General features: G+C 65.2%; 20 protein-coding genes. 10 read left to right on the forward strand and 10 right to left on the reverse strand.

Going from position 1 to position 26,572, the window contains the following annotated elements:
* Positions 1 to 89: 89 nt before the first annotated feature.
* The 3 genes from carB to carA all read right to left on the reverse strand — a co-directional run bounded on the left by carB (position 90) and on the right by carA (position 4,998).
* Entirely contained in the window at positions 90 to 3,332 is a 3,243-nt protein-coding gene (carB, locus tag D619_RS0110050; RefSeq protein ID WP_017668459.1) for a carbamoyl-phosphate synthase large subunit, read from the reverse strand.
* Positions 3,332 to 3,673, reverse strand: a complete 342-nt coding sequence (locus tag D619_RS16335; protein WP_033373416.1) for a DUF559 domain-containing protein — start codon at positions 3,671 to 3,673, stop codon at positions 3,332 to 3,334. The genes carB and D619_RS16335 overlap by 1 nt, the downstream gene beginning before the upstream one ends.
* Before the next feature lie 161 nt (positions 3,674 to 3,834).
* Positions 3,835 to 4,998, reverse strand: a complete 1,164-nt coding sequence (gene carA / locus D619_RS0110060) for a glutamine-hydrolyzing carbamoyl-phosphate synthase small subunit (RefSeq protein ID WP_017668461.1) — start codon at positions 4,996 to 4,998, stop codon at positions 3,835 to 3,837.
* 153 nt (positions 4,999 to 5,151) lie between these two features.
* On the opposite strand from carA, the gene D619_RS0110065 reads away from it, so the two are divergent.
* From D619_RS0110065 to D619_RS0110085, 5 genes are all read left to right on the forward strand, one after another.
* Positions 5,152 to 5,604, forward strand: coding sequence for a GatB/YqeY domain-containing protein (locus D619_RS0110065; protein ID WP_017668462.1), 453 nt, complete (start codon positions 5,152 to 5,154; stop codon positions 5,602 to 5,604).
* Positions 5,605 to 5,614: 10 nt separating this feature from the next.
* Positions 5,615 to 7,450, forward strand: a complete 1,836-nt coding sequence (gene dnaG / locus D619_RS0110070) for a DNA primase (RefSeq protein WP_017668463.1) — start codon at positions 5,615 to 5,617, stop codon at positions 7,448 to 7,450.
* Between the two features lie 136 nt (positions 7,451 to 7,586).
* A complete protein-coding gene (gene rpoD / locus D619_RS0110075) occupies positions 7,587 to 9,599 on the forward strand; it encodes an RNA polymerase sigma factor RpoD (RefSeq protein WP_017668464.1) in 2,013 nt (670 codons plus the stop codon).
* A gap of 79 nt (positions 9,600 to 9,678) precedes the next feature.
* Positions 9,679 to 11,322 (forward strand): hypothetical protein, encoded by a 1,644-nt coding sequence (locus tag D619_RS16340; RefSeq protein ID WP_017668465.1) that lies wholly within the window; start codon positions 9,679 to 9,681, stop codon positions 11,320 to 11,322.
* A gap of 132 nt (positions 11,323 to 11,454) precedes the next feature.
* On the forward strand, positions 11,455 to 12,150 hold the full coding sequence (locus D619_RS0110085; RefSeq protein WP_152417407.1) for a hypothetical protein: 696 nt from the start codon (positions 11,455 to 11,457) through the stop codon (positions 12,148 to 12,150).
* A gap of 18 nt (positions 12,151 to 12,168) precedes the next feature.
* Here D619_RS0110085 and D619_RS18110 read toward each other — a convergent pair whose 3' ends face one another.
* A complete protein-coding gene (locus tag D619_RS18110) occupies positions 12,169 to 13,695 on the reverse strand; it encodes a hypothetical protein (RefSeq protein ID WP_193743292.1) in 1,527 nt (508 codons plus the stop codon).
* A gap of 129 nt (positions 13,696 to 13,824) precedes the next feature.
* On the opposite strand from D619_RS18110, the gene D619_RS0110095 reads away from it, so the two are divergent.
* Entirely contained in the window at positions 13,825 to 14,667 is an 843-nt protein-coding gene (locus D619_RS0110095) for a MoxR family ATPase (RefSeq protein ID WP_026090928.1), read from the forward strand.
* Between the two features lie 48 nt (positions 14,668 to 14,715).
* Here D619_RS0110095 and D619_RS0110100 read toward each other — a convergent pair whose 3' ends face one another.
* From D619_RS0110100 to D619_RS0110110, 3 genes are all read right to left on the reverse strand, one after another.
* Positions 14,716 to 16,596 carry an amidase family protein gene (locus D619_RS0110100; RefSeq protein WP_017668469.1) on the reverse strand — a complete coding sequence of 627 codons (1,881 nt, stop codon included), beginning with the start codon at positions 16,594 to 16,596 and terminating at the stop codon, positions 14,716 to 14,718.
* Positions 16,597 to 16,664: 68 nt separating this feature from the next.
* Complete coding sequence (locus D619_RS0110105; protein WP_017668470.1) at positions 16,665 to 17,396, reverse strand: SDR family oxidoreductase; 732 nt, start codon at positions 17,394 to 17,396, stop codon at positions 16,665 to 16,667.
* The gene (locus D619_RS0110110; protein ID WP_017668471.1) at positions 17,393 to 18,118 is read right to left on the reverse strand and encodes an SDR family oxidoreductase; all 726 of its coding nucleotides are present in this window, start codon (positions 18,116 to 18,118) and stop codon (positions 17,393 to 17,395) included. The genes D619_RS0110105 and D619_RS0110110 overlap by 4 nt, the downstream gene beginning before the upstream one ends.
* Before the next feature lie 36 nt (positions 18,119 to 18,154).
* On the opposite strand from D619_RS0110110, the gene D619_RS16345 reads away from it, so the two are divergent.
* The 3 genes from D619_RS16345 to D619_RS0110125 all read left to right on the forward strand — a co-directional run bounded on the left by D619_RS16345 (position 18,155) and on the right by D619_RS0110125 (position 21,014).
* On the forward strand, positions 18,155 to 19,108 hold the full coding sequence (locus D619_RS16345; RefSeq protein ID WP_017668472.1) for an SDR family NAD(P)-dependent oxidoreductase: 954 nt from the start codon (positions 18,155 to 18,157) through the stop codon (positions 19,106 to 19,108).
* Entirely contained in the window at positions 19,105 to 19,749 is a 645-nt protein-coding gene (locus tag D619_RS0110120; RefSeq protein WP_026090929.1) for a glutathione S-transferase family protein, read from the forward strand. Before D619_RS16345 ends, D619_RS0110120 begins: the two co-directional genes overlap by 4 nt.
* Before the next feature lie 89 nt (positions 19,750 to 19,838).
* Positions 19,839 to 21,014, forward strand: coding sequence for a VWA domain-containing protein (locus D619_RS0110125; protein ID WP_017668474.1), 1,176 nt, complete (start codon positions 19,839 to 19,841; stop codon positions 21,012 to 21,014).
* 31 nt (positions 21,015 to 21,045) lie between these two features.
* Here the strand turns inward: D619_RS0110125 and D619_RS0110130 are convergent, their stop codons facing one another.
* The 3 genes from D619_RS0110130 to glpK all read right to left on the reverse strand — a co-directional run bounded on the left by D619_RS0110130 (position 21,046) and on the right by glpK (position 24,925).
* Positions 21,046 to 23,187 (reverse strand): PQQ-dependent dehydrogenase, methanol/ethanol family, encoded by a 2,142-nt coding sequence (locus tag D619_RS0110130; protein ID WP_152417408.1) that lies wholly within the window; start codon positions 23,185 to 23,187, stop codon positions 21,046 to 21,048.
* 77 nt (positions 23,188 to 23,264) lie between these two features.
* Complete coding sequence (locus D619_RS18115; RefSeq protein ID WP_017668476.1) at positions 23,265 to 23,435, reverse strand: hypothetical protein; 171 nt, start codon at positions 23,433 to 23,435, stop codon at positions 23,265 to 23,267.
* The gene (glpK, locus tag D619_RS0110140) at positions 23,432 to 24,925 is read right to left on the reverse strand and encodes a glycerol kinase GlpK (RefSeq protein WP_017668477.1); all 1,494 of its coding nucleotides are present in this window, start codon (positions 24,923 to 24,925) and stop codon (positions 23,432 to 23,434) included. Before glpK ends, D619_RS18115 begins: the two co-directional genes overlap by 4 nt.
* Before the next feature lie 42 nt (positions 24,926 to 24,967).
* On the opposite strand from glpK, the gene glpD reads away from it, so the two are divergent.
* Entirely contained in the window at positions 24,968 to 26,503 is a 1,536-nt protein-coding gene (gene glpD / locus D619_RS16350; protein WP_017668478.1) for a glycerol-3-phosphate dehydrogenase, read from the forward strand.
* Positions 26,504 to 26,572 lie beyond the last annotated feature (69 nt).

Raw genomic sequence — 26,572 nt, forward strand, 5'->3', positions numbered from 1 at the left:
TCAACTATCCTGCAAGTCGTTCCAAAGATTTGCCCCTGCCGGCGCGTTTCGGCGTCGTCAGGGGCCGCAGGCGGATATTCTGCCGCCGATCAGGATTGGTGATGATAGGATTGAAGTGGCCGAACTTCAAGCCGGTGTCGCCGCATTGCAGCAATTGCCGCCACGGCCGCCCGGCTGGCCGGGGCCGTGGTGTAGTACGGAACCCGGCCATAGAGTGCCGATGCGCGGATCGACTGGCTGTCCTTCAGCGATTGCAGGCCTTCGGTGGTGTTGAAGATCAGCGCGATCTCGCCATCCTTGATGCGATCGACGATGTGCGGCCGGCCTTCGGCCACCTTGTTCACGGCCGTTACCGGGATGCCGGCGGCCTTCAACGCGGCTTCGGTGCCCGACGTCGCCACCAGTTCGAAGCCCAGTGACACCAGGTCGCGCGCGGCATCCATGATCTGCGGCTTGTCGCTGTCCTTCACGCTGATGAACACGCGGCCCGATTGCGGCAGCACGGTGAAGGCGCCCAGCTGGCTCTTGGCAAAGGCGGTGGCGAAATCGGCATCAATGCCCATCACTTCGCCGGTGGACTTCATTTCGGGGCCGAGCACCGGATCGACGCCAGGGAAGCGCGCGAACGGGAACACGGCTTCCTTGACGGCGATATGATTGCCGACATTGCGCGGGGACAGATCAAAACTGGCGAGTTTCTCACCCGCCATCACGCGCGCCGCGATCTTGGCCACCTGGATGCCGGTCGCCTTGGCGGTGAACGGCACGGTGCGGCTGGCGCGGGGATTGACCTCGATCAGGTACACGTCGCCATCCTTCACCGCGAACTGCACGTTCATCAGGCCCTTCACCTTGAGCGCACGGGCCAGCACCTCGGTCTGGCGCTCGATTTCGGCGATGATGTCGGCGGGCAGGCTGTAGGGCGGCAGCGAGCAGGCGCTGTCACCTGAGTGCACGCCGGCTTCCTCGATGTGCTGCAGCACGCCAGCCACATACACGGTGTCGCCATCGGCCACCGCGTCCACGTCCACTTCGATGGCGTCACGCAGATAGCGGTCGATCAACACCGGGGACGTGCCGGACACCACCACGGCTTCGCGAATATAGGTTTCGAGCTGCGCCAGCGTGTCGACGATTTCCATGGCACGGCCACCCAGCACGTAGGAAGGCCGCATCAGCACCGGATAACCGATGGTTTCGGCCACGCGCACGGCTTCCTCGGCCGACCGGGCGATGCCGTTTTCGGGCTGCTTCAGGCCCAATTCGGTGATCAGGGCGGCAAAGCGCTCGCGATCTTCAGCCAGATCGATGCTGTCCGGGCTGGTGCCCAGGATCGGAATGCCGGCATCCTGCAGCGCCTGCGCCAGTTTCAGCGGCGTCTGGCCACCGAGCTGCACGATCACGCCGACCAGTTCGCCGTTCTGCATTTCGGTGTGGAGGATTTCCAGCACGTCCTCGGCGGTCAGCGGCTCGAAATAGAGCCGGTCCGATGTGTCATAATCGGTCGACACGGTCTCCGGATTGCAGTTGACCATGATGGTTTCATAGCCCGCATCATCCAGCGCAAAGCAGGCGTGACAGCAGCAATAGTCAAACTCGATACCCTGGCCGATACGGTTGGGGCCGCCGCCGAGGATGACGATCTTCTTTCGATCCGTCGGCTTGCTCTCGCAGTCCGGCGCACCGAAGCTGGGGGCTTCGTAGCTCGAATACATGTAGGGCGTTTTCGCCGCAAATTCGCCGGCGCAGGTATCGATGCGCTTGAACACCGGCCGCACATTCAGCACCCGGCGGGCGCGCGACACCTCGGCTTCCGTCGTGCCGGCCAGCTTGGCCAGCCGCGCGTCGGAGAAACCCAGCGATTTCAGGTGGCGGAAGCTGGCAGCCGTGGTGGGCAGGCCCTTCGCCTTCACCTTGGCTTCCTCTTCCACCAGTTCGGCCATCTGGCGCAGGAACCAGGGTTCGAACTTGGCGATCTGATGGATGCGATCAACGCTCATGCCGGCGCGCAGCGCGTCGGCCGCCACCAGCAGGCGATCGGGCGTCGGGCGGCTCAGCGCGGCCTCGATTTCCTCGATGCTGGCGCCAACCAGATGCTCCAGTTCGTCAAAGCCGGTCAGGCCGGTTTCGAGCCCGCGCAGCGCCTTCTGCACGCTTTCCTGCCAGTTGCGGCCGATGGCCATCACTTCGCCCACCGACTTCATCGCGGTGCCGAGCAGATTCTGCGCGCCCTTGAACTTTTCGAAGGCAAAGCGCGGGATCTTGGTGACAATATAATCGATGGTCGGCTCGAACGAGGCCGGCGTCGCACCAGTGATATCGTTCATGACCTCATCGAGCGTGTAGCCAACCGCCAGCAGCGCCGCCACCTTGGCAATCGGGAAGCCGGTGGCCTTGGATGCCAGAGCCGAGGAGCGCGACACGCGCGGGTTCATCTCGATGACGACCAGGCGGCCATCCTTCGGGTTCACCGCATATTGCACGTTGGAACCGCCGGTTTCGACGCCGATCTCGCGCAGCACCGCGATGCTGGCGTTGCGCATGATCTGATATTCCTTGTCGGTCAGCGTCAGCGCCGGGGCGATGGTGATGGAATCGCCGGTGTGGACGCCCATCGGATCGATATTCTCGATGGAACACACGATGATGGCATTGTCCGCCTTGTCGCGGACCACCTCCATCTCATACTCCTTCCAGCCCAGCACGCTTTCTTCCACCAGCACTTCAGTGGTCGGGCTGGCATCAAGGCCGCCGGTGACGATCTGGATGAATTCCTCGCGGTTATAGGCGATGCCGCCGCCGGTGCCGCCCATGGTGAAGCTGGGGCGGATGATGGCGGGCAGGCCAACGAACTCCAGCGCGCTGAGCGCTTCCTCGATCGAATGGGCGATGCGGCTGCGCGGCGATTCCAGCCCGATCTTGTCCATCGCATCGCGGAATTTCAGCCGGTCCTCGGCCTTGTCGATGGCTTCGGCATCGGCGCCGATCAGCTGCACGCCATATTTTTCCAGCGTGCCGTCGCGGTGCAGGGCGAGCGCAGTGTTGAGCGCGGTTTGCCCGCCCATCGTCGGCAGCACGGCGTCGGGCCGCTCCTTCTCGATGATGCGCGCGACGATTTCGGGCGTGATCGGCTCCACATAGGTCGCGTCCGCCAATTCCGGATCGGTCATGATCGTCGCCGGGTTGGAGTTGACCAGGATGATGCGATAGCCTTCCGCCTTCAACGCCTTCACCGCCTGCGTGCCCGAATAATCGAACTCGCAGGCCTGGCCGATGATGATCGGGCCGGCGCCGATGATGAGGATGGATTGGATGTCGGTGCGTTTGGGCATCAGGCGTTCCGGGCTGCGTGCGTGGCAAGCGCATGGGTGATGGTGCAGGCGACGTCGTCGAGGCGTTCGAGCACGTCGAGGGCGGGAATTCTGAGAAGATGGTAGCCCTGTTCAGCCAACCACGCATCGCGGCGGGCATCATGGCAGTGGGTCTGCAAGTGTGACTGGCCGTCAACCTCCACGACGAATTTTTCGCGACGCGCAGCAAAATCAGCAATGTAAGGGCCGATCGGCACCTGCCGCGCGAACTTCCAGCCATCGAGCCGGCCAGCGCGCAGAACTGTCCACAACCGCGCTTCTGGCGGGGTCATCTCACTCCGCATCGCCTTGGCACGACCCATCACCTCCCTCCGCCGGGGGGAGGTCGAGAGACGGCGCGCAGCGCCGGCCCGGGAGAGGGGCACGGCACCCGCATCAATCGGGGGAACAGGCCCCTCTCCCGCCGCCTTCGGCGAGTCGACCTCTCCCCGGCGGGGAGAGGTGATGGCCTCTCCCGGCGTGGTCACTTCAGCCCCCCGACAAACTTCTCGAACAGATATTGGCTGTCCTGCGGGCCGGGGCTGGCTTCGGGGTGATATTGCACGCTGAACGCCGGGCGGTCGGTGAGTTCAAGGCCGGCCAGCGTGCCGTCGAACAGCGAGATATGGGTGGGCCGCGCCGTCGCCGGCAGCGTGTCGGTATCGACGGCAAAGCCATGGTTCATCGAGGTGATCTCGACCCGGCCATCGGAAAGCCTCTTGACCGGGTGGTTCGCGCCGCGGTGGCCCTGCGTCATCTTCAGCGTCTTCGCGCCCACCGCGAGGCCGAGCAACTGGTGGCCAAGGCAGATGCCGAACAATGGCATGCCGGCGTTCAATATCCTCTGGATGGTCGGCACCGCGTGCACGCCGGTGGCAGCCGGATCGCCGGGGCCGTTGGACAGGAAGATGCCGGCCGGCTTCAGCGCCATGATTTCATCGAACGTCGCGGTGGCCGGCACCACCGTGACGCGGGCACCAGCGGCGACCAGGTTGCGCAGGATGTTGCGCTTCATGCCATAATCGATGGCCACCACATGCGGGCCATCCTGGTTGGCGCTGTGCACGGCATAGCCGCCCTGCAACGTCCACAATCCATCATCCCAGCTGTAATTCTGGGTGGCACTGATCACCGAGGCCAGGTCCATGCCTTCCAGCCCCGGCCACGCCTTGGCCTGGCTCAGCAACTTCTTCACATCGAACTGGCCGGCCTTGTTGTGGGCGATCACACCGTTGGGCGCGCCGCCCTCACGGATGCGCTTGGTCAGCGATCGTGTGTCGACGCCGGAAATGCCGATGCGGCCCCAGGCCTTCATCCAGTCGTCAAAGCGGCGCTGGCTGCGGAAATTGGCGGCGGCCGTCACGGGTTCACGCACCACGCAGCCCAGCGCATGCGGGTTGGCGGATTCGATATCCTCGTTGTTGGCGCCGACGTTGCCGATGTGCGGGAAGGTGAAGGTGATGATCTGCCCGGCATAGCTGGGGTCGCTCATCACTTCCTGATAGCCGGTCATCGCGGTGTTGAAGCACACCTCGCCCACCGCCACGCCTTCGGCGCCAAAGCCATGGCCCCAAATGACGCTGCCATCGGCCAGAACCAATACCCCCGTCGCGCCTTTGGGTTGGGCGGGCGCAGGGGCGGCGGCCATGGTCGATTTCCTTTTTGCGTTCGGGGGGCAGGTTGCGGGCAAACGGCGGGGGACCTAGGGGTGAAGGGCCGCGCCGTCAATCTATTAATTGACTGCCTGAGACGCTATCGAGCCCCAAAGATCAATCTGCAATTTCTTGCACCGGAGAATGCCATGCTGCGCGACACCATCAAAGCCGATACAATCGAGGCCATGAAGGCCCGCGACAGCGCCCGGCTGGGCGCGTTGCGGCTGATTTCCGCGGCACTGAAAAACAAGGATATCGAACTGCGCACGGGCACCGCCCCGGCGGACGACGATGTGCTGGTGGCCGACGTGCTGATGAAAATGGCCAAGCAGCGCCGCGAATCGATCGAGATGTATGTGGCCGGCAACCGCGCCGAACTGGCCGATGCCGAGCGGGCCGAACTGGCGGTCATCGAAAGCTATCTGCCGCAACAGATGGACGAAGCCGAGGCACTGGCGGCGATCAAGGCCGTGGTGGCCGAACTGGGCGCCACCAGCGTGAAGGACATGGGCCGCGTGATGGCCGCCGTGAAGGAGCGTTTTGCCGGCAAGCTGGATATGAGCAAGGCCAGCGGGCTGGTAAAAGCCGCGCTGGCCTGAACCTGACGGGATGAGCCTTTCCCCCGCCTTCCTCGACGAACTGCGCGCCCGGGTTCCGGTTTCGGGCGTCATCGGTCGACGTGTGAAGCTGACCCGGGCGGGGCGGGAGATGAAGGGCTGCTGCCCCTTCCACAATGAAAAGACGCCCAGTTTCTATGTGAACGACGAAAAGGGCTTTTATCACTGCTTTGGCTGCGGCGCGCATGGCGATGTGATCCGCTTCATGACCGACAACATGGGCCTGCCGTTCATGGAGGCAGTGAAGCAGCTGGCCGCCGAAGCCGGACTGGAAGTCCCCGCCCTCTCCCCCGAGGCGCGCCACAAAGCGGAAGTGGCCGACAGCCTGGCCGAACTCACGGCCCGCGCCGCCACCTGGTTCCAGGCGCAGTTGGCCAGCGATGGCGGGAACAATGCGCGCGCCTATCTGGAACGGCGCGGCGTGCGGCCGGCCACGGTGAAGGCGTTCGGGCTGGGCTATTCCCCCGATTCGCGCACGGCGCTGCGCGGCCACCTGAAGGACGCGACCGCCGACACGCTGCTGGAGGCCGGCTTGATCGGCAAGACCGATACCGACGAGACCTATGATCGGTTTCGTGGCCGGCTGATGTTCCCGATCCGTGATGCGCGTGGGCGGGTGGTCGGCTTTGGCGGGCGCGCGCTGGGTGACGTGCAGCCCAAATATCTCAACTCCGCCGATGGCCCACTCTTCGACAAGGGCCGGCTGCTCTACAATCTTGATCAGGCCGGGCCGACCGCGCGCAAGGCGAACCGGCTGATCGTGGTGGAAGGCTATATGGACGTGATCGGCCTTGCCCAGGCCGGCATTGCCGAGGCCGTGGCCCCGCTGGGCACCGCGATGACCGAAACCCAGCTGATGCTGGCGTGGCGGCTGGTTGATGTGCCAGTGCTGTGTTTCGATGGGGATGCCGCCGGCAAGCGCGCCGCCACCCGTGCTGCCATGCGGGCGCTGCCGCTGCTGAAACCCGGCAAATCGCTGCGCATCGCGACCCTGCCGTCGGGGCAAGACCCGGACGATATCTGCCGCACCGGCGGCGCCGCAGCATTCGAAGCCGTTTTGGCCAGCGCTGTGCCCCTGATCGACCATATCTGGGCCACCGAAACCGCCGGCATGGACACCGCCACCCCCGAACACCGCGCGCGAGGACGCCAGCATCTGCGCGAAGCCGCCGCCAGCATCGGCGACCCCGATGTGCGCGCGCTGTATCAAGCCGAGTTCAGCCAGCGTTTCGAAGCGGCGTTCATGGCGCGGCCACAGCGCCCGGCATGGACACCGCAAAAACCGGGCGAGCGCTGGCAGCCGCCCATCCCCGGCGCGACGCCGGCACTGAAGGCCCTGGTGGCGCGCGGCAACGATCCGATGATGGATGCGGTGCTGGCCGGTGTGCTCGCGCGTCCAGTACTGGCCGATCTGCATCACGATGCGCTGGCGGCGCTGCGCCCTGAGGACGACGGGGCCGCCGCCGTGCTGACGGCGGTGCTGGCTGCCACGGCGGCTGACCCTGGCCTTGAAAATGTGGCCCTGGCAGCCCATCTGACCGAAATCGGATTGGCAGCCGAAGCGGAGCGCATCCGGCGCGGCAACAATTTGCGATTGAGTTTCACGCGGGCCGAAACGCCGGCAGATGTGGCTGAAGCCGATTTCGCCATGACGCTGGCCCAAGCCACGGCCCGCGCCGGACTGGTGCAGGCGTTGGCCGAAGCCACGCTACGGTTCCAAGCCAGCCTCGATGAGGCTGACTGGGAAGCGCAGCAGAATTTGCGCCAGGAGGTCGAGTCGCTTGATGCGGCGATGTTGAAGCTGGCGGAATCGCGGCGAGACGGCTAAGAAGCGCGGTATAATATGCGCGCAGCATTCGCCTGCCCCGCCGGAGACAGACTCCAGTGGGCGGGCTTTTGCACGTTATTCATGGGTTTACGGCCGGGGTTTTGGGTACCGGCGCAGATCAAGGACGCGACACAGGATGGCCAAGACGGTCTCGAACGACGCCACCGATGCCAAGGCGGATGGCGATGCTCCGCTCATTGATCTCAACGAAGCCTCGGTCAAGAAGCTGATCGCCCGCGCCAAGAAGCGCGGTTACATCACCTATGACGAGATCAATGAAGCCCTGCCGCAGGATCAGATGACCAGCGAGCAGATCGAGGACATCATGTCCGCGATCAACGAGATGGGCATCAACGTCGTCGAGAACGAAGACACCACCGAAGACGCCGACACGCCCGAAGAGGAAGAGCCCGAAGCCGAACCGGTCGATGGCGATCTGTCGCCGGCGCCGGTGGCCGCCGTCAAGGCGCCGCTGGATCGCACCGACGATCCGGTGCGCATGTATCTGCGCGAAATGGGCGCCGTGGAGCTGCTCAGCCGCGAAGGCGAAATCGCCATCGCCAAGCGCATCGAAGCCGGCCGCAACACCATGATCGCCGGCCTATGCGAAAGCCCGATGACCTTCCAGGCCATCATCGAATGGTCGAACGCCTTGAACGAAGGCCGCATGCAACTGCGCGAGATCCTCGATCTGGAAGCCATGCTGGCCAAGGTGCCGGGCGAAGATGGCGAGGAGGTGGAGGAAGGCGGCGATCTGCCCACCGTGCAGTTCAAGGAAGACGAAGAACCGGAAGCCGAGGCCCCACCGGCCGACGAGGAAGACGAATTCACCGAACGCCGCGCCCAGCAGCGCGCTGCTGAAGCCGAGGAAGATGACGAAGGCGGGCTGTCACTCGGCCAGATGGAAGAGCAGCTCAAACCTGCTGCGCTGGAGAAATTCGCCGAAATCACCAGCACCTACAAGAAGTTCCACAAGCTGCAGGAAGCCCGGCTGTCGTCGCTGCATGGCGGCCCGGCGTTCGCCAATGGCGACGAGAAGAAATATCAGAAGCTGCGCGAGGAACTGACGCGCGGCGTGCAGTCGATCCACTTCAACAACAACAAGATCGAACTGCTGGTCGAGGCGCTCTACACCCAGAACAAGCGACTGATGGCACTGGGCAGCAACATGATGCGCCTGGCCGACAAGCACAAGATCGTCCGCAAGAGCTTCCTGGATGAATATGTTGGCAACGAGCTGACCGAAGGCTGGCTCGACCGCGTGGCCACCATCGACAAGAAGTGGGCGGCCTTTGCCGCCGCCGAAGCCGCGTCGATCGATCAGAACCGTCGCGAACTGGCCGGCATAGCCGAAACCACCGGCGTTGATCTGGGTGAATTCCGGCGCATCGTCAACATGGTGCAGAAAGGCGAACGCGAGGCGCGGATTGCCAAGAAGGAAATGGTGGAGGCGAACCTGCGCCTCGTCATCTCCATCGCCAAGAAATACACCAACCGCGGCCTGCAATTCCTTGATCTCATTCAGGAAGGCAATATCGGCCTGATGAAGGCGGTGGACAAGTTCGAGTATCGCCGCGGCTACAAGTTCAGCACCTATGCGACCTGGTGGATCCGCCAGGCGATCACGCGCAGCATCGCCGATCAGGCCCGCACCATCCGTATCCCGGTGCACATGATCGAAACGATCAACAAGCTGGTGCGCACCAGCCGCCAGATCCTGCACGAAATCGGCCGCGAGCCGACTCCGGAAGAACTGGCCGAGCGGCTTTCCATGCCGCTGGAAAAGGTCCGCAAGGTGATGAAGATCGCCAAGGAGCCGATCAGCCTCGAAACGCCGATTGGTGACGAGGAAGACAGCCATCTGGGCGATTTCATCGAAGACAAGAACGCCGTCATCCCGGTCGATGCGGCCATCCACAGCAACCTCAAGGAAACCGTGACGCGCGTGCTGGCCAGCCTGACCCCGCGTGAAGAGCGTGTGCTGCGCATGCGTTTCGGCATCGGCATGAACACCGATCACACGCTGGAAGAAGTTGGCCAGCAGTTCAGCGTGACCCGCGAGCGTATCCGCCAGATCGAAGCCAAGGCGCTGCGCAAGCTGAAGCACCCGTCGCGCAGCCGCAAGATGCGCAGCTTCCTCGACGTGTGATACGGTTCCAGGGCTGGAGCTGAAACAGGCGCCAAAGCTGACTGTTGCCAAGCGCAGCCGCCTGTTCCACGTTTGGGCGATGATGATCCGTTCCGCTGCCGCCCTGTCCGCCTTCCTGCTGTGCACGTCGGCGGCTCCAGCCCCCTCCCCGGCCAATCTGGTGCTGGCCGCCGCACTGGCCGCCAACATGTGCGGGCAAGGTGGCGGGGTGGGTGAAGGCACCGGCACCGGCACCAGGGCCAACATCGTGCTGGTGCCCGGCCTGACGCCAGTGCACATGCCGGTGAGCGCCGACGCCCAGGCCCAAGCCTTCTTCGATCAGGGCCTTGGGCAATTGTGGGGCTTTGACTATGACGAAGCCCTGAAGAGCTTTCAGGAGGCCAGGCGCCTCGATCCCGGCTGCGCCATGTGCCTGTGGGGCGAAGCCCTGGCGATGGGGCCCTATGTCAACAGCGGCGCCATCGATCCGGCCATCATCGCCAGGGCCCGCCTGTTGACGGCGCAGGTGCTGCAGGCACCCGGCCTGTCGGAGCGTGACCGTGCGCTGGCGGAAGCACTGCACGCCCGCTATGCCCCCGATGGCACCAAGGACAATGTCCATGGCGACGGCTTTGCCGACACGATGACGGCGCTGGCCGCGCGCTGGCCGGATGATGACATGCTGGCGATCATGGCGGCCGAAGCCATCATGACCAGCCAGCCCTGGGACTATTGGGAAGCCGGCGGCAAGACGCCCAAGGCCCGGGCCGGCACGGCGCTGGCCCTGGTGGACAAGGTGCTGGCGCGCAATCCCAACCACCCGCAGGCCATTCACCTGATCATCCACCTGACCGAAGCCAGCGCCAATCCCGAGCGCGCCGCCGGGCCAGCTGCCCGCCTGGGCGACCTTGCGCCGGGCGCGCCGCACATGGTGCACATGCCCAGCCACACCTGGTATCGCATCGGCCAGTTCGATCGCGCCATCGCGGCCAACAAGCAGGCAGTTGCTGCCGACGAAGCCTATGCCCGCGCCGTTGGTGCCGATCCGAAATTCTACGGCTATTTCACCCACCACACGCATTTCCTCGCCTCGTCCGCGGTCCAGATCGGCGACAGGGAAACCGCGCTGGCTGCGGCCGCCGGGCTGGAAGCGGCGGTTGATCCGGCCAGGGTCGCCACCTCCCCCTGGCTGGAAATGCGGCTGATCACGGCGTTGCATACCCGCACCCAGTTCATGACGCCGGCCGAAATCCTCGCCCTGCCCCGGCCGGACCAGCGCCTGCGCCGGCTGAACATCGCCTTCCACGGCGCCCGCGCCGAAGCGCTGGCCATGAGCGGCAACCCTGATGGCGCGGAAGGCGAGTTGAAGGCACTGCGCATCGCCCGCGATGCGCTGCAGCAGCCAACGCGTCGGCGCCGGGGGGGCGGCGGCGACATGCAATTTTCCGCCATCGCCGATGCCGTTGCCCGTGGCCGCATCGCCACCGCACGCGGCGACGTGGCCGCTGCCCTGCGGGCCTTCAGCGCCGCCGAGGCGATCGAAGCCAATCTGCCCTATCAGGAACCACCGCTGTGGCCGCAGCCGATTTCGGTGCTGTCGGGGCAGTTGCGGCTGGCCCAGGGTGACACGGCGGGCGCCGCAGCCGATTTCCGGCGCGCCCTCGCCCAACGTCCGGGTAACCGGCTGGCGATCAATGGTCTGGCGGCGGCAAGAACCGGCGATCAGGCCGTGCCTGCCAACTGAAGCGACCCGGCACGGCGCCGTTCGTTCATCAAGCTGCAACAGGTGATGCTGCAATGCAACGCCACGCCGGCAACTGCGCCCTTTGGGGTGGATGCCGGTTGTGGTGCATCGCCGCGATGGGCTATTGGCAAGATGATGACAAAAGGTCGCACATTCCTCTTGCCGCTATTTGCCGGCCTGTTGCTGGCGGCGGCACCGGGCGACGAATTGCGGCTGGAACCCCTGCGCGAAGCCATCATCTCCGACGCCCGCACCGCCGATCCGGCCACTATAGCCTTTGATCGCACCACTACCGCCGTCCGTCGCGGCCCCGGCATCAAGGAAAGGACCGTCACCGTCGAACGCTGGGACGGCCAGCGCTGGTCGCTGGTCAGCGTCAACGGCAAGACACCCAGCGCCAATCATCTCAAGATGTTCCGCAAGGCCACCGCGGCCAACCCGGTGCCCGGCTATTACCGCATGGCATCGCTGCTGGCCGCCGCGTCCGACATTTCGGTGGACAGCGAAGGCCGCAAGACATTGAAGATTCCAGTGCTGCCAGCCGGCACCGTGCGCACCGACACCGGCGACATTTCCAGCCATCTTTCCGGTGAAGCCATCATCGCCAGCAACGAGGGCAAGCCCTATGTCGCAAGGCTGAAAGTGAAATCGCGCGAGAATTTCAAGCTGAACCTGCTGATCAAGGTCACCAATTTCGAACAGATCAGCGATTATCGCCTCGGCCCCGACGGCCGCCCGCGCCTTGCCAGCCAGTCGGCCGACAGCAAGGGCAGCATGTTCGGCTTCGTCGGCGGCCAGACCGACGAAGTCACCTACGCCTATCGCTGACGCAGCACCTGTCGCTGATCAGCGCTTGACCGGATCAGGCGCCTTGTACTGGCTGCCCAGCGCCGCCTCGATATCCACCACCTTCAGCGACCGGTCTTCCTGCGCGGCAAACAGCGGATCGGCCGGCGTCACGAACTCCAGGATGCCGACCCGGCTGCTCAGGCCGACCCGCGCAGTGCCCGGCACCACGAAGTTGATCAACACGGCAAAGCGATCCTGACCCTTGGCCTTGGTCGCTCGCGCCGCGGCCACCAGCAGTGCCTCGGTCGCCGTGTCGAGCGCTGCCATGCGCGCCGACGTGATGCCCGTGGCGGCACCATCGCGCACCGGCTTGGGCTGCATCGTCTTGGCGGTGGGCAGCATGGCCTTGCCAAATTCCTGGGCCGTGTCCGGATCTTCCCAGCGCGGCAGCATCGTCACCAGCAGGTTCAGCACGCCCTTGCCGGTGAGGCCATCGCGCGCCACCTTGGTGGCATCGCTGCGGATCTTGGCCGGATCGACGCCCGTCGCGGCGCCGGCCCCCGCCTTGGCCTGCACATTGCCGACGATCGCCGCTGTCAGCGATGCCGGCGACAGCCAGCGCGGCCGCCCGGCGAGGAATCCCTTGGCTTCTTCCAGCTGGCCCTTGTTCAGCGCCAGCTGCGCCTTGGCCAGCTGCACCAGTTCATCGGCGCGGGCGACCTGCTGCGCGGCGGTTTGCGCGGCCTGATCGGTGCCGCCGGCCTTGGCCGCGAGCTCGTCAATATCCTGCCCCACCCGTGCCAGCGTCGCTTCGGCGGCGGCGCTGTCACCAGCCAGCGCCTGCACGGCGGCCTGGCGCGACAGGGTGACAACCCCGGGCTTCTGCAGCACGCCCACCAGCGTCGAGAGGCTGGCGGCAGCATTCTTCCATTCCCCGGCACCATCCAGATGCTGGCTGTGGCGCACATTGGGCATCATCCGCCAGAAACGATCCAGCAATTGCCGCTCGTCGGCGCTGATCTCCGGCGTCAACGCCATGATCCGCAGTGCTTCCTCGGTCAGGAACGTGGCGTTGGGCCGCGCATTGGCCGCCATGAAGGACAGGCGTTCGGCTTCAGCCTGATTGCCCTTCGACAGCATGGCAAAGGCTTCCAGCATCAGGGTGGACGCCCCGATATTCTTGTCGAAGTGAGCGCGCACCAAAGGGGTCAGCTCCACGGCGCGCGCGGCCTTGGCATCGGCCAAGGCATCATCAAAACGGCCCATCTCGAAGTGGCGCACACCGCGCATCAACAGCACTTCGGCGCGGCGCACCGGGTTGCCGGTGGTACGGCTGTCGGTCAGTGCTTCGTTGCAGGCCGTGATGCCCTTCTCGCCGGCTTCGCGGGCGGCGGGATTGTCGGCTTCGGCACTGCCGAACAGGCCAAGCGTGCCCAGGATCACGAGGCCGCGGCCCACTTGCTCGCCCGGCGTCTGGCGACGGCCATAGCCATCGCATTTCAACAGGGCCGATGGCGCAGCCCACACCGGCGCGGCGGCCAGCAACAACGCCCCGGCCATACCGAGACGAACCATAAGCGACATGCAATCCCCCGTTTATTGACCCTGTTCTGTTTGTTGCGGCGTTATGGCACTGGCCCGCCCTTGGCACAATGACAGGATTGCGCTGTCGCCGCCGCGACTCTAGCTGTGGTGCACGAAGGGGATTTGACGATGCGTTTCGAAGGCACCACCGGCTATGTCGCCACCGATGATCTGAAGGTTGCGGTCAACGCCGCCGTCACCTTGCGCCGGCCGCTGCTGGTGAAGGGCGAACCCGGCACCGGCAAGACGGTTCTGGCCGCGCAGATCGCTGCAGCGTTCGATGCGCCGCTGATCGAATGGAACGTCAAATCCACCACCAAGGCCCAGCAGGGCCTGTATGAATATGACGCCGTTTCCCGCCTGCGCGACAGCCAGCTGGGCGATCCGCGCGTTTCGGACATTGCCAACTACATCCGCCGCGGCAAGATGTGGGAAGCCTTCACCTCCGAAAAGCTGCCCGTCCTCCTCATCGACGAGATCGACAAGGCCGATATCGAATTCCCCAACGATCTGCTCACCGAGCTCGACCGCATGGAGTTCGATGTTTACGAAACCGGCGAGCGCATCAAGGCCACCCAGCGCCCGATCGTGATCATCACCAGCAACAACGAAAAGGAACTGCCCGATGCGTTCCTGCGCCGCTGCTTCTTCCACTATATCAAGTTCCCGGATCGCGACACGATGGAAGCCATCGTGCGGGTGCATTACCCCAACATCCAGCGCGCCCTGGTCGCCGAAGCCATGAACATCTTCTTCGACATGCGCGAAGTGCCGGGCATGAAGAAGAAGCCCAGCACCAGTGAGCTGCTCGATTGGCTGAAGCTGCTGATGCACGAGGATCTGCCGATCGACGTGCTGCGCAACCGCGACACGAAGAGCCTGATCCCGCCGCTGCACGGCGCCCTCTTGAAGAACGAGGCCGACGTGATGCTGTTCGAACGGCTGGCCTTCATGAGCCGGCGCGGACAATAGCAATCGCCTCTCCCCGCCGGGGAGAGGTGATAGATTGCCAAGGCGCGCCTAATCCGGTTTGAAATTCAGCGTTACCCGCCCCGTCCCCAGCGGCGCGGCCGCCGTGTAGAGCACCACCGCCAGCCGCCCCGCCGCCAGATCGGCCCGGGCCAGCGCGTCGAGCACCAGATCGGCGCTGGCGCGTTTCTGCCCACGCAGCATGATCGGCACCAGCACCGGCCCCGACCCGCCTTCGTGGCTGCGATGCAGGGCCACCGCGAACGGCGCATCCTTGCCGTTGCCGCTGGCCGTCACATCGGCATGCATACGCGCCGTCGTCGGTTCATAGGTGAAGCGCAGCGTGGCCCTGGCTGACCCGGCACCGGTGAGGCTGGCCACCGCCCGTTGCGGCCCGGGCGCCTTGCCGCCCACCAGCGCCGGCGTGCTGAACGGCGGCTGGCGCGGTTTGGCCAGCTGCTCCCAGCCATAGGCCAGCGCCAGCAACCGCGGCTCGCTGAACGCCGGTCCGAGCAGTTCCAGCCCGACCGGCAGCCCGCGCGGGGTGAAACCGGCCGGAAAGGCCAGCGCTGGCAGCCCGGTGTCCACGCTCAAGCGGCAATTGTTGGCAACCCCCTGCGCCCCGATCACCGGTGGCCGGCCCAAGGCGGTGGGATAGAGCAGCGCGTCGAGGCGCTCCTTGGCGAACAGCGCATCCGTCACTGCCCGCACCACGCTGCGCTTGGCCAGTGCCAGTTGGTGACCGGGCGATTGCCGACCAGCTTCCGCCAGATTGTCCCGCATCAACTTGTCGAGCTGGTCATGGTGCAGCCCGGCATTGACGATCTGTGCCAGCGATGTGACCGGCGCGCCCGGATGGGCCGCCAGAAAGGCCTGCAGATCGGCGACAAATTCGAACTTCCGCGCGTTGCTGTCGGTCAGCATCTCGGCAAGTCCGGGGATCGCCACCTCGATCACCTCGGCGCCAGCCCCGCGCAGAGACGCAATGGCCTTGTCGTAAACTTCCTTGCCCTCCGCATCCTCGGGCACCAACGTGAACAGGCTGCGCACCAACCCGATGCGTGCACCCTGCAACGCCCCGGCCTGCAGCGCATCGGCATAGGAACGCGGCACATGGGCGCCGGCCCCCTTGGTCACCGCATCGGCAGGGTCCTCGCCAACGGTGGCATCCAGCATGGCGGCCAGATCGGCGACGCTGCGCGCCAATGGCCCGGCAACATCCTGCGTGTCCGACAGGGGGATCACGCCCGTCCGGCTTCCCAGACCGCGCGTGGTGCGAAAGCCGAACAGATTCTGATAGGCAGCCGGAACCCGGATCGACGCACAAGTATCCGTGCCCATGCCGGCCGCGGCAAAGCTGGCCGCCACCGCCGCCCCGGTGCCACCGCTGGAGCCGCCCGGCGACCGCTGCACATCATAGGGATTGCGCGACTGGCCGGTGAGCGAGGAAATGGTGGTGATGCCCATGGCCAGTTCATGCAGGGTCGTCTTGCCCAGGATGATGGCCCCGGCCGCCCGCAGCCTTGCCACCTGATGGGCATCACTGGCCGGCACAAACGTCGCCAGCGCCAGCGTGCCGCCGCTGGTCGGCATGTCCTTCGTGTCGAAATTGTCCTTCACCAGCACCGGAATGCCGTGCATCGGCCCGCGTGGTCCCTTGGCGGCGCGTTCCTTGTCCAGCGCATCGGCCTGCGCCAGCGCCGCGGGGTTGAGCGTCACGATGCTGTTCAGCGCCGGGCCTTGGCTGTCATAGGCGGCGATGCGAGCCAGATAAGCCTGCACCAGTTGGCGGGAGGTGACCGCGCCGCCTGCCAGCGCCGCCTGCAATTGCGGGATGGAGGCTTCCGTCACCTCGATCGCCTGCGCCGGACCCGCCAGCGCCGCCGGTGCCATAGCTGCCATCAACATGGCCACACTGCGGCTGCGCTTCATGGTGTCGTTCCCCCTTGCCCGTTTACCCGCATAGCAAAGGCCAGCACTGCCGCGCCGTCAATGGCTTATCAGCGCAGCATCAAGCCGCCATCGATGGCCAGGCTCTGCCCGGTGATATAGCTCGCCGCCGGGCTGGCGAGGAACAGGATGGCGCTGGCGATTTCATCGGGCTCGCCCCAACGCTGCATCGGGATGGCGCGCATCAATTTCTTCTCGCGCTCCGGGTTGGTGCGGGCGCCTTCGGTCATGCGCGTGGCGATGAAGCCGGGCGCCACCAGGTTCACCCGCACGCCATCCGGCGCCCATTTGTCGCCCAGCGCCCGTGTCAGGCCCAGCAGCCCGGCCTTCGACGCCGTGTAGGCAGGCGTCTCCTTCAGCGCCAGGAAACTGGCCAGGCTGCCGACATTGACGATGCTGCCCTTGGTCGCCTTCAAGAGCGGGTGCAGGCGCACGCTCAGGTCCATCACTGCATTCAGGTTGGAGTCGATGACATGCTCGAACTCTTCCTGCTCATATTCATTGGCCGAACCGCGCCCGGCATTGTTCACCAGCACATCGAGCGCATCGATGTGCGCGGCGATTTCGGCGCGGGCTTCGGGCCAGGTCAGATCGGCCTGCAGATAGGTCACGCCTTCGGGCGGTTCGTCATAGCATTCGATCCGGGTGCGGGTGCCGGTGATCGTCACCTTGGCGCCAAGTGCCAGGAATTGTTCCGCCACCGCCTTGCCGATGCCCTGCGTGCCGCCGGTCACCAGCACGGACTTGCCGCGCGCCCAGCTGCCGTTGTTAAGGCCGTTCATGCGCTCAAACCCCCATCGATCACCAGCGACGTGCCGGTGACATAACGCGCCGCATCCGACGCCAGAAAAATGATCGGGCCGGCAATATCGTCGGGCTCGCCGATGCGGCCCAATGGCACCTGCCGTTCCGTGGCCGCCAGCCGGTCCGGATGCTCCCAGGTGATCGCGGTCATCTTCGATCGCACCAGGCCGGGCGCCACGAGATTGACCCTGATCCCCTCTCCGCCCAGCGCCTGACCCAAGGTGCGGGTGAGCGTGAGCAGGCCGCCCTTGCTGGCCGAATAGGCCGGCTGGCCGATGGTGCCCTTGAAACTGGCGACGCTGCCGACGAACACGATGCTGCCCTTCGCGGCCGCCAGCGCGGCGCGGAACTTCATCGCCAGCGCCATCGGCCCGGTGAGATTGGTGGCCAGCACATCGGCAAAGGTATCGGGGATGAATTCGGCGCGCTTGTAGGCGACCTTGGCACCCGACACGACCAGCGCATGAAGCTGCGCCACCCCCGGATCAAAGGCCGCCACCGCCGCCAGATCGCCCTGATCGAGCTGATGATATTCAAGGCCCGCAAGATCGCCATCGGTGCCGGCATAATCCGCCGCACTGGCGCGCGTGCCCGTCACGATCACGCGCGCGCCTGTCGCAAGGAACCGGCGCGCGGCTGCATTGCCGATGCCGGTCGATCCCCCTGTCACTAGCACGGTCTTGCCGGCAAACGCGCCCACACGCACTCTCCCCCGAGATGAGGAGGGATTTCAGCCATGGCACTTCTATCCGGCAAGGTCGCGATTGTGACAGGCGGCGGCCGCGGATTGGGCCGTTGCCACGCCTTGGCACTCGCCGCCCACGGTGCGGCGGTGGTGGTGAACGATCTGGGTGGCACAGTGACAGGGGGCTCCCCTGATCAAAAACAGGGGGGCGCGGCAGACGATGTGGTGGCCGAAATCATCGCGGCAGGCGGGCGCGCAGTGGCCAATCGTGCCAGCGTCGCCGATTGGGCCGGCGCAGAATCGATCATCGCCGATGCCGTGGCCGCGTTCGGCGGGCTGGATATCATCGTCAACAATGCCGGGATCAATCGCCCGGCCAGCCTGATCGACCTGACCGAAGCCGATTATGACCTTGAAACCGGGGTGCACCTGAAAGGCACCACTGCGGTGTGCCACCACGCCGCCAAGTTCTGGGCGCACGAAGGCCGCAAGGAAGGGCGCGCCATCGTCAACACCACGTCACCGGTGGGTGTGCACCCGATGGTGAACGGCGGGCCCTATTGTGCCGCCAAGGCCGGCATTGCCGCGCTCACCGTGGTGGCGGCGCAGGAACTGGCGCACCTTGGCGTGCGCGCCAACGCCATCGCGCCGGCCGCCCGCACCCGCATGGTGATGGCCAGCCCGACCGTCGATGAACTGATGCCTAGATCCGAAGGTTTCGACCGGCACCTGCCCGATCATGTCTCGCCGCTGGTCGTCTATCTCGCCAGCCCGCTCAACCGCTTTACCGGCCGCATCTTTGGCGTCGAAGGCCCGGATGTGGCGCTGTACCAACCGTGGAGCGCCGACTGGCTGGCCACCGGCGATGGCCATTGGGACGTGACCGCCCTCGCCGAAGCCCTCGCCGCCCTGCCCGAACAGGCCCCCATCCGCGCCTTCTACCCCGGCGGCCGCATCGACACGGTGATCCCACCCAATCGCACGCTGAAGGCGCTGCGCGGATGACGCCTATCGTCAGCGTCTTCGCCGCCTCCCCCGATCGCGGGCGCGGGTTGGCGCGGGACATGGCGGTGCGCTGGGCGCTGGCAGAGGTGGGGCAGCCCCATGCGTTGCGCCCGCTTTCGTTCGCTGAACTCAAGACGCAAGAACACAAGACGCGACAACCGTTCGGGCAGATCCCGACCTATGAAACCGACAGTCTGACCCTGTTCGAATCCGGCGCCATCGTGTTGCATATCGCCGAAACCCACGGCCTGCTGCCCACCGATCCGGCCGGCCGTGCCCGCACCATCGCCTGGATGTTTTCGGCGGCGAGCACGCTCGAACCGGTGATCGTTGAACGCGAAGTGGCCGTCTTGCTGGAGGGCGACAAGCAGTGGACCGCCGAGCGGCTGCCGCTGCTGGAAGCCCGGCTGCGGCAACGGCTGGATGATCTGGCGGCGTGGCTGCTGGGCAGGGACTGGCTGGAAGGCGACTTCAGCGCCGGCGACATCATGATGGTCTGCGTTCTGCGCCGGCCAGCGGCGGCCCTGCTGATGGGCGACTATCCGGTGCTGGCGGCCTATGTCGCCCGGGCCGAAGCGCGCCCGGCGTTTCGGACTGCTCATGCCGACCAACTGGCGCGGTTCGAGGCGTCCAGCGGCTGAGTGGGCACTGCGCGGCTGGCAAAATTCCGCATTGCGCTTGCACGCCGCCCCGGCAACAGTCGCCACACTCAAGCCCAAGGCCCTGCCCGATGTTCCTCACCTTTCTCGAAGAATTGCGCGCCGCGAAAATCCCGGCCTCCATGAAGGAGCATCTGATGATGCTGGAGGCGCTGAAGGGCGACGTGATCGATTATTCAATCATCGATTTCTATTATCTGGCGCGCGCCACCTATGTGAAGGACGAAGGCCTGCTCGATCGGTTCGATCAGGTGTTCGCCAAGGTGTTCAAGGGGATAGAACCAACACTGGAATCTGAAACTGAAATCCCGGAAGACTGGCTGCGCGCGCTCGCCGAAATGAACCTGACCGAGGAAGAGCGCGCCGAACTGGAGAAGATGGGCTGGGACAAGCTGATGGAGACGCTCCAGAAGCGGCTGGAGGAACAGAAGAAGCGCCACGAGGGCGGCAACAAGTGGATCGGCACGGCGGGCAAATCCCCCTTCGGCGCGCAAGGGGACAACCCCGAAGGCGTGCGCATCGGCCAGAAGGACGGACGCAAGCAGAGCGCCGTAAAGGTGTGGGACAAGCGCGAATTCAAGAATCTCGATTCAACCGTTGAACTGGGCACCCGCAACATCAAGGTCGCCCTGCGCCGTCTGCGCCGCTTCGCCCGCGAAGGCGCCGCCGACGAGCTCGACCTTGATTCCACCATCCGCGGCACCGCCAAGCAGGGCTGGCTCGATATCGTCATGCGCCCGGAACGGCACAATGCGGTGAAACTGCTGTTGATGCTGGATATTGGCGGTTCGATGGATCCGCATATCAAGCTGTGCGAGGAATTGTTCTCGGCCGCCAAGTCCGAATTCAAGCACATGGAATTCTTCTATTTCCACAATTGCCCCTATGAGGCGGTGTGGAAAGACAACAAGCGCCGCTGGACCGAGCGGACGCCGATGATGGAGATCCTCCACAAATTTCCGCATGATTACAAATTGGTGTTCGTTGGTGACGCCTCGATGAGCCCGTATGAGATCACCTATGCCGGCGGCAGCACCGAACATTGGAACGAGGAACCCGGCGAGGCTTGGCTGCGCCGGATGACCGACGTCTATCATTCATCGATCTGGCTGAATCCGATCCCGGAGAAACATTGGGAAAACGGCCAGTCGATCCGCATGATCAAGGAAATCATGCACGACCGCATGTATCCGCTCACCCTGGAAGGGCTGGATCGCGGCATGCGGGAATTGAGCCGCAAGAAATAGGGGGCCAGCGCCACGCTGGCCCCTTATCACCTTATTTGCCGCCAGCGGCTTCCAGCGCCTGCAGCTTCTTGGCTTGGCTGCCAACATAGGCGCGGACCGATTCGAGTTGGGCCGGCGTGTACCAACGGCTGAAGGCGATCATGCCGTTGGCCTTCAGCGCCCCATCATGGACGATGGCCTTCCACGCTTCGGCATCGGTCAACACGCCAGAGCGGCGCAGATCGGGCACGATGCCCGACGCATGAGCATCGGGACCATGACACCAGGCGCAGTTTGCGCTGTAGATCTTCGCGCCTTCGGTCACTTGCGCCGGCGTGAACATATCCTTGGGCGGATTGGCCGCCGCAAACACTGGCTCGGTTGCCTTGGGCAGAGCCGCCTTGCCGCCCAGCTTGAACACCAGCAACCGGCCATTGCGGGCATCGCGCGGATCGTCAAAGGCCGCGGTCAACGGGAAGGCCCCGCCATAGCCGACCATGATCGCCACATATTGCTGGCCATTCACGGTATAGCTGACCGGTGGCGCAACGATGCCGGTCTGCGCCTTGAAGTTCCACAGCTTGGTGCCAGTGCTGGCGTTGAACGCCTGGAAATCGCCAGCGCCATTGCCCTGGAACACCAGATTGCCCGCCGTTGCCAGCGTGCCGCCATTCCAGGGGCCATCATAGGTGATTTCCCACGCCGGCTTCTGCGCCACGGGATCCCACGCAATCAGCCGGCCCTTCAATGCCGCCTTGAGCGCCTTGAACTGCGCCCGATCATCCGGAACCGAACCGGCGTCGGTGTTGATGCCCAGGTTCCAGGCGCCTTCACGATGTTCAAAACCGTCCTGCGCCTGGTAGAATTGCGGAATTTCCTGCGCCGGCAGATAGACCAAACCAGTGCGCGGGCTGTAGCTCATCGGGTGCCAGTTGTGCGCGCCCAGCGGCGACGGCATCACCAGCGAACCGGCCTTGCGATAACGCGCTTCCGGCACTTCGATCGGGCGGCCGGTCTTCATGTCGACGCCGGTCGTCCACGTCTGCGTGGCAAAACCCTTGGCCGAAATCAGCTGCCCATTGGCACGGTCGATCACATAGAAAAAGCCGTTCTTGGGCGCCTGCATCAGCACCTTTCGCGGTTTGCCGTCGATCATCAGCGTCGAAAGCATGATCGGCTGGGTGGCGGTATAATCCCAGGTCTCGGCCGGCGTGCCCTGGTAGTGCCAGAGATATTCACCAGTGTCCGGCTTCAGCGCCAGCACCGACGACAGGAAGAGATTGTCGCCCTTGCCGTCGGAACGGATCATGTGATTCCATGGGCTGCCGTTGCCAACCCCGATATAGAGCTGATCCAGTTCCTGATCATAGACGATGGCATCCCAGGCCGTGCCGCCGCCGCCGCCCTTCCAATATTCGCCCGACCATGTGGGCGCGACCTTGCCGGCCATCACGCTGTCCGACGCTTCGCCATCGGGGCCGTCTGCCGGGTTGCCCGGCACCGTGAAGAAGCGCCATTTCTTCTTGCCGGTCATCGCGTCATAGGCGGTCACATAACCGCGCACGCCCAGTTCGCCGCCGCCATTGCCGATCACCACCAGCCCCTTCATCACGCGCGGCGCACCGGTGATGGTGTAGGGCTTGGCCGTATCAGTGAAGGTTTGCGTGGACCATTTCACCTTGCCAGTGCCCGCATCCAGCGCGATCAGCCGGCCATCGAGCGCAGCGACATACACCAGACCGCCCCACACCGCGACGCCGCGATTGACGACATCGCAACACGCACTATGCCCGCGCGCCTTGTCGACCTTGGGATCATAAAGCCACTTCACCTTGCCGGTGACGGCATCCAGCGCCATCACGTTCGACCATGATGTGGTGGTGTACATGGTGCCATCCACCACGATCGGCGTGGCTTCCTGGCCGCGGTTGGTGGGCAGATCGGCATACCAGGCCAGGCCCAGCTGGCCCACGTTATCGGCATTGATCTGGGTGAGATCGGCAAAGCGCTGTTCGGCATAGGTGCCGCCGTGAGTCATCCAGTTGCCCGGTTCGCTGCGGGCATTCATCAGCCGCTGCGCATCAACGCCGCGCACGCCGGTTCCCGGCCCGCCCGACACGGCCAGGCCCGCCGCCAGCATCGATCCTGAAAGCAGCATCGCTGCCCCAATGCCCTTCACTGCCAAACGCTTCATCATCATCCTCCCCAGAATGTGAGCGGCAGACTATGGCATGAACGGCAAAGCGCAAACCGTTGATTGTCGCAGGCGTGTCAGGCGGGCACCGGCAGCGAAACGACCCAGGCGTTGAAGGCGACCACTGCGCCGGCCACCATCATCAATATGGCCTTGGTGCGGTTGCCGCCCGGCTGCCGAAGCAACCACAACCCGCCCAGCACCAGCGCCAGCGCCGCCGCCAGCGCCAGCCCGGTGATGGGGCTCAAGCCAGCACCTTGGCGATGGCGGCCTGCCATTGTGCCCGGCGCGCACTGCGCGTGGCGCCATCGGTGGCCGGGTGAAAGCGCACATCTGCCGCGGCCATGGCATCGGCAGCGCCCCCCAGATCGGCAAACAGGCCAGCGCCGACACCCGCCAGCATCGCCGCGCCCATCGCGGTGGTTTCGATCACGCGCGGCCGTTCCACCACCACGCCCAGACTGTCGGCCAGATCCTGGCACAGCCAGTTGTTGGCCACCATGCCGCCATCCACCCGCAGCATGGCCGCCGGCACGCCATCGGCGGCGAGTGCATCCACCAGATCGGCGGTCTGCTGCCCTTGCGCTTCCAGCGCGGCGCGCACCACGTGGGCCCGCGTGGTACCACCCGAAAGCCCGCAGATCACGCCGCGCGCATCCGGATTCCAATAGGGCGCGCCCAGCCCGGCCAGCGCCGGCACGAAGCTGACGCCGCCATTGTCCGGCACGCTCTGCGCCAGCGCCTCGCTTTCGGCGCTGGTGGCAATGATCCCCAGCCCGTCACGCAGCCATTGCACGGCCGAACCCGCCACGAAAATCGCGCCTTCAAGGGCATAGGCCGGTTTGCCGTCCAGCCGCCACGCCACGGTGGCGAGCAGGCGATTGGTGGAGACCGGCGGCTCCGCCCCTGCATGGGCAAGCAGGAAGCAGCCAGTGCCATAAGTCGCCTTCAGCATGCCGGCCGACAGGCAAGCCTGCCCGATGGCGGCCGCCTGCTGATCGCCGGCTGCACCCGTGATCGGGATCGTGCGGCCCAGCAAGGTCGTTTCTGCCAGCGGCCCGGCGCAATCGACGATGGCGGGCAGCGCCGCCTTGGGCACGCCCAGCATGGCGATCAGTTCATCGTCCCATGCGCATGTCGCCAGATCCATCAGCAGCGTGCGGCTGGCGTTGGTGGCGTCGGTCACGTGGGTCGTACCGCCCGACAGGTTCCAGATCAGCCAGCTTTCGACCGTGCCCACCGCCAGCCGGCCATCCCGCGCCGCATCCGCCACCATCGGCCAGTTATCCAGCGCCCAGCGGAACTTCGTGCCGGAAAAATAGGGATCGAGCAGCAGCCCGGTCCTGGCCTGCACCTTGGCTTCCAGGCCCGGATCGGCGGCCTTCAGCCCGGCGCAATAATCGGCGGTCCGCCTGTCCTGCCAGACGATGGCACGGGCCAGCGGCTCGCCGGTGCTGCGATCCCAGAAACAGATGGTTTCCCGCTGGTTGGTGATACCGATCGCAGCAATGCGTTCCGCACCCACCGCGGCGGCCACTTCTTCAAGGCAGGCCTGCGACAGATCGCGAATCTCGGCCGGGTCATGCTCCACCCAGCCGCTGGCAGGGTAATGCTGGGTCATCGGGCGCCCGGCGCTGGCAACGATCTCGCCTTGGCAAGTGAAGGCAATCGCCCGGGTGGAGGTGGTGCCGGCATCGAGCACGAGGATGAGCTGGCCAGGAGTCTGTTGGTTCGTCATGTCGCCTTTTCTATGGCGGCAAAGGCCGTTAGGGAAGCTCTTGTGAATCTCCCCTCCCAGCCTTTCGATCTTGCCATCATTGGCGCCGGCATCAACGGCGCCGGCATTGCCCGCGATGCGGCCGGGCGCGGGCTTTCCGTGGCGATCCTTGATGCCAGTGATGTCGGCGGCGCGACCTCGTCAGCCTCGACCAAGCTGATCCACGGCGGCCTCAGATATCTGGAATATTATGCCTTTGGCCTGGTGCGAAAGGCGCTGGCCGAACGCGAAGTACTGCTCGATATCGCGCCGCACATCACCTGGCCGCAGCCATTCGTGTTGCCGCATGCGCAAGGGATGCGCCCGGTGTGGATGCTGCGGCTGGGCACCTTCCTTTATGATCATCTTGCCCGGCGCGAAGTGGTGCCGGGTTCGGCGCGCATCGATCTGCGCGCCGAACGTGCCGGCCGTGCGCTCGATACGCGCTATCGCACCGCCTTTCGCTATTGGGATGGCTGGGTGGACGATGCCCGGCTGGTGGTCGAAAATCTGAAAGACGCCGCCGCCCACGGTGCCACCGTGCTGCCGCGCATGCCCGTTGCGCGGGCGGAACGGGTGGATGGCTTGTGGCAGCTCAGCCTTGCCGATGGCCGCAGCATCGCCGCCCACCGCCTGATCAACGCCGCCGGGCCGTGGGCGGAGGATGTCGCCCGCCGGGTGATGGGCCTGAACGACGCGCCGCCGCTGCGGCTGGTGCAGGGCAGCCACATCGTCACCCGCCGGGTGCATCTGGGCCGCGATGCCTTCATGCTGCAACAGCCCGATGGCCGCATCATCTTCATCATCCCCTATGAACATGATTATTCGCTGATCGGCACCACGGAAGGCGATGTGCAGCGGCCCGAAGATGCCAGGGTGAGCGATGCGGAGGTGGAGTATCTGCTGTCCGCCGCGAACCGCTATCTCGCCCGGCCACTGACGCCGGACGACGTGATGCACCGCTTTGTCGGCGTGCGCCCGTTGATCCTCGAAAGCGGCAAGGGCGACAAGGAGACGACCCGCGATTATCGGCTGGTCGAACATCCGGGGCTGGATGCGATGACCATCGTTGGCGGCAAGATCACCACCTATCGCGTGCTCGCCGAAGACGTGATGGCCCGGATCGCACCCAAATCGAAAAGCTGGACCGGCAGCGCCCCCCTGCCCGGCGGCGCCATCGATCGCGGCGGCAATGGACGGGGGGGCGAACACGGCCAGGCCGCCTTCAAACGCTGGCTGGAACAGTTGCAGGCGCGCGAGGCCAATTATGATCCAAAGCTGGTCAAGCGGCTGGCGATGACCATCGGTGCGCCGGCGGCCGATATGCTGGCGGGCGGGTTGGGCCGCAACCTCGGCGGCGTGTTCGAGGCCGAGCTTGACTATTTCAAGGCCAATGAATGGGCAAAATCCAGCGCAGACGTGCTGTGGCGGCGCACCAAGCTGGGCCTGCACCTTGATGGCGCCGCCCAAGCCGAGGTTGCCCGGTGGTTCGGCGAAGAGCCGGCCGATGTGCGCGAAATACCGACCGGACACCGCTTCGCCCGACCGGGCGTAGAATGACGCCTGCAGCCTGAATATTGCAGAAATATCGGTCAAACCATTCACATCGTTCGCTGATATCTAGGCCAA

It is taken from the genome of Sandarakinorhabdus sp. AAP62 (assembly GCF_000331225.1).
Lineage (GTDB): Bacteria > Pseudomonadota > Alphaproteobacteria > Sphingomonadales > Sphingomonadaceae > Sandarakinorhabdus.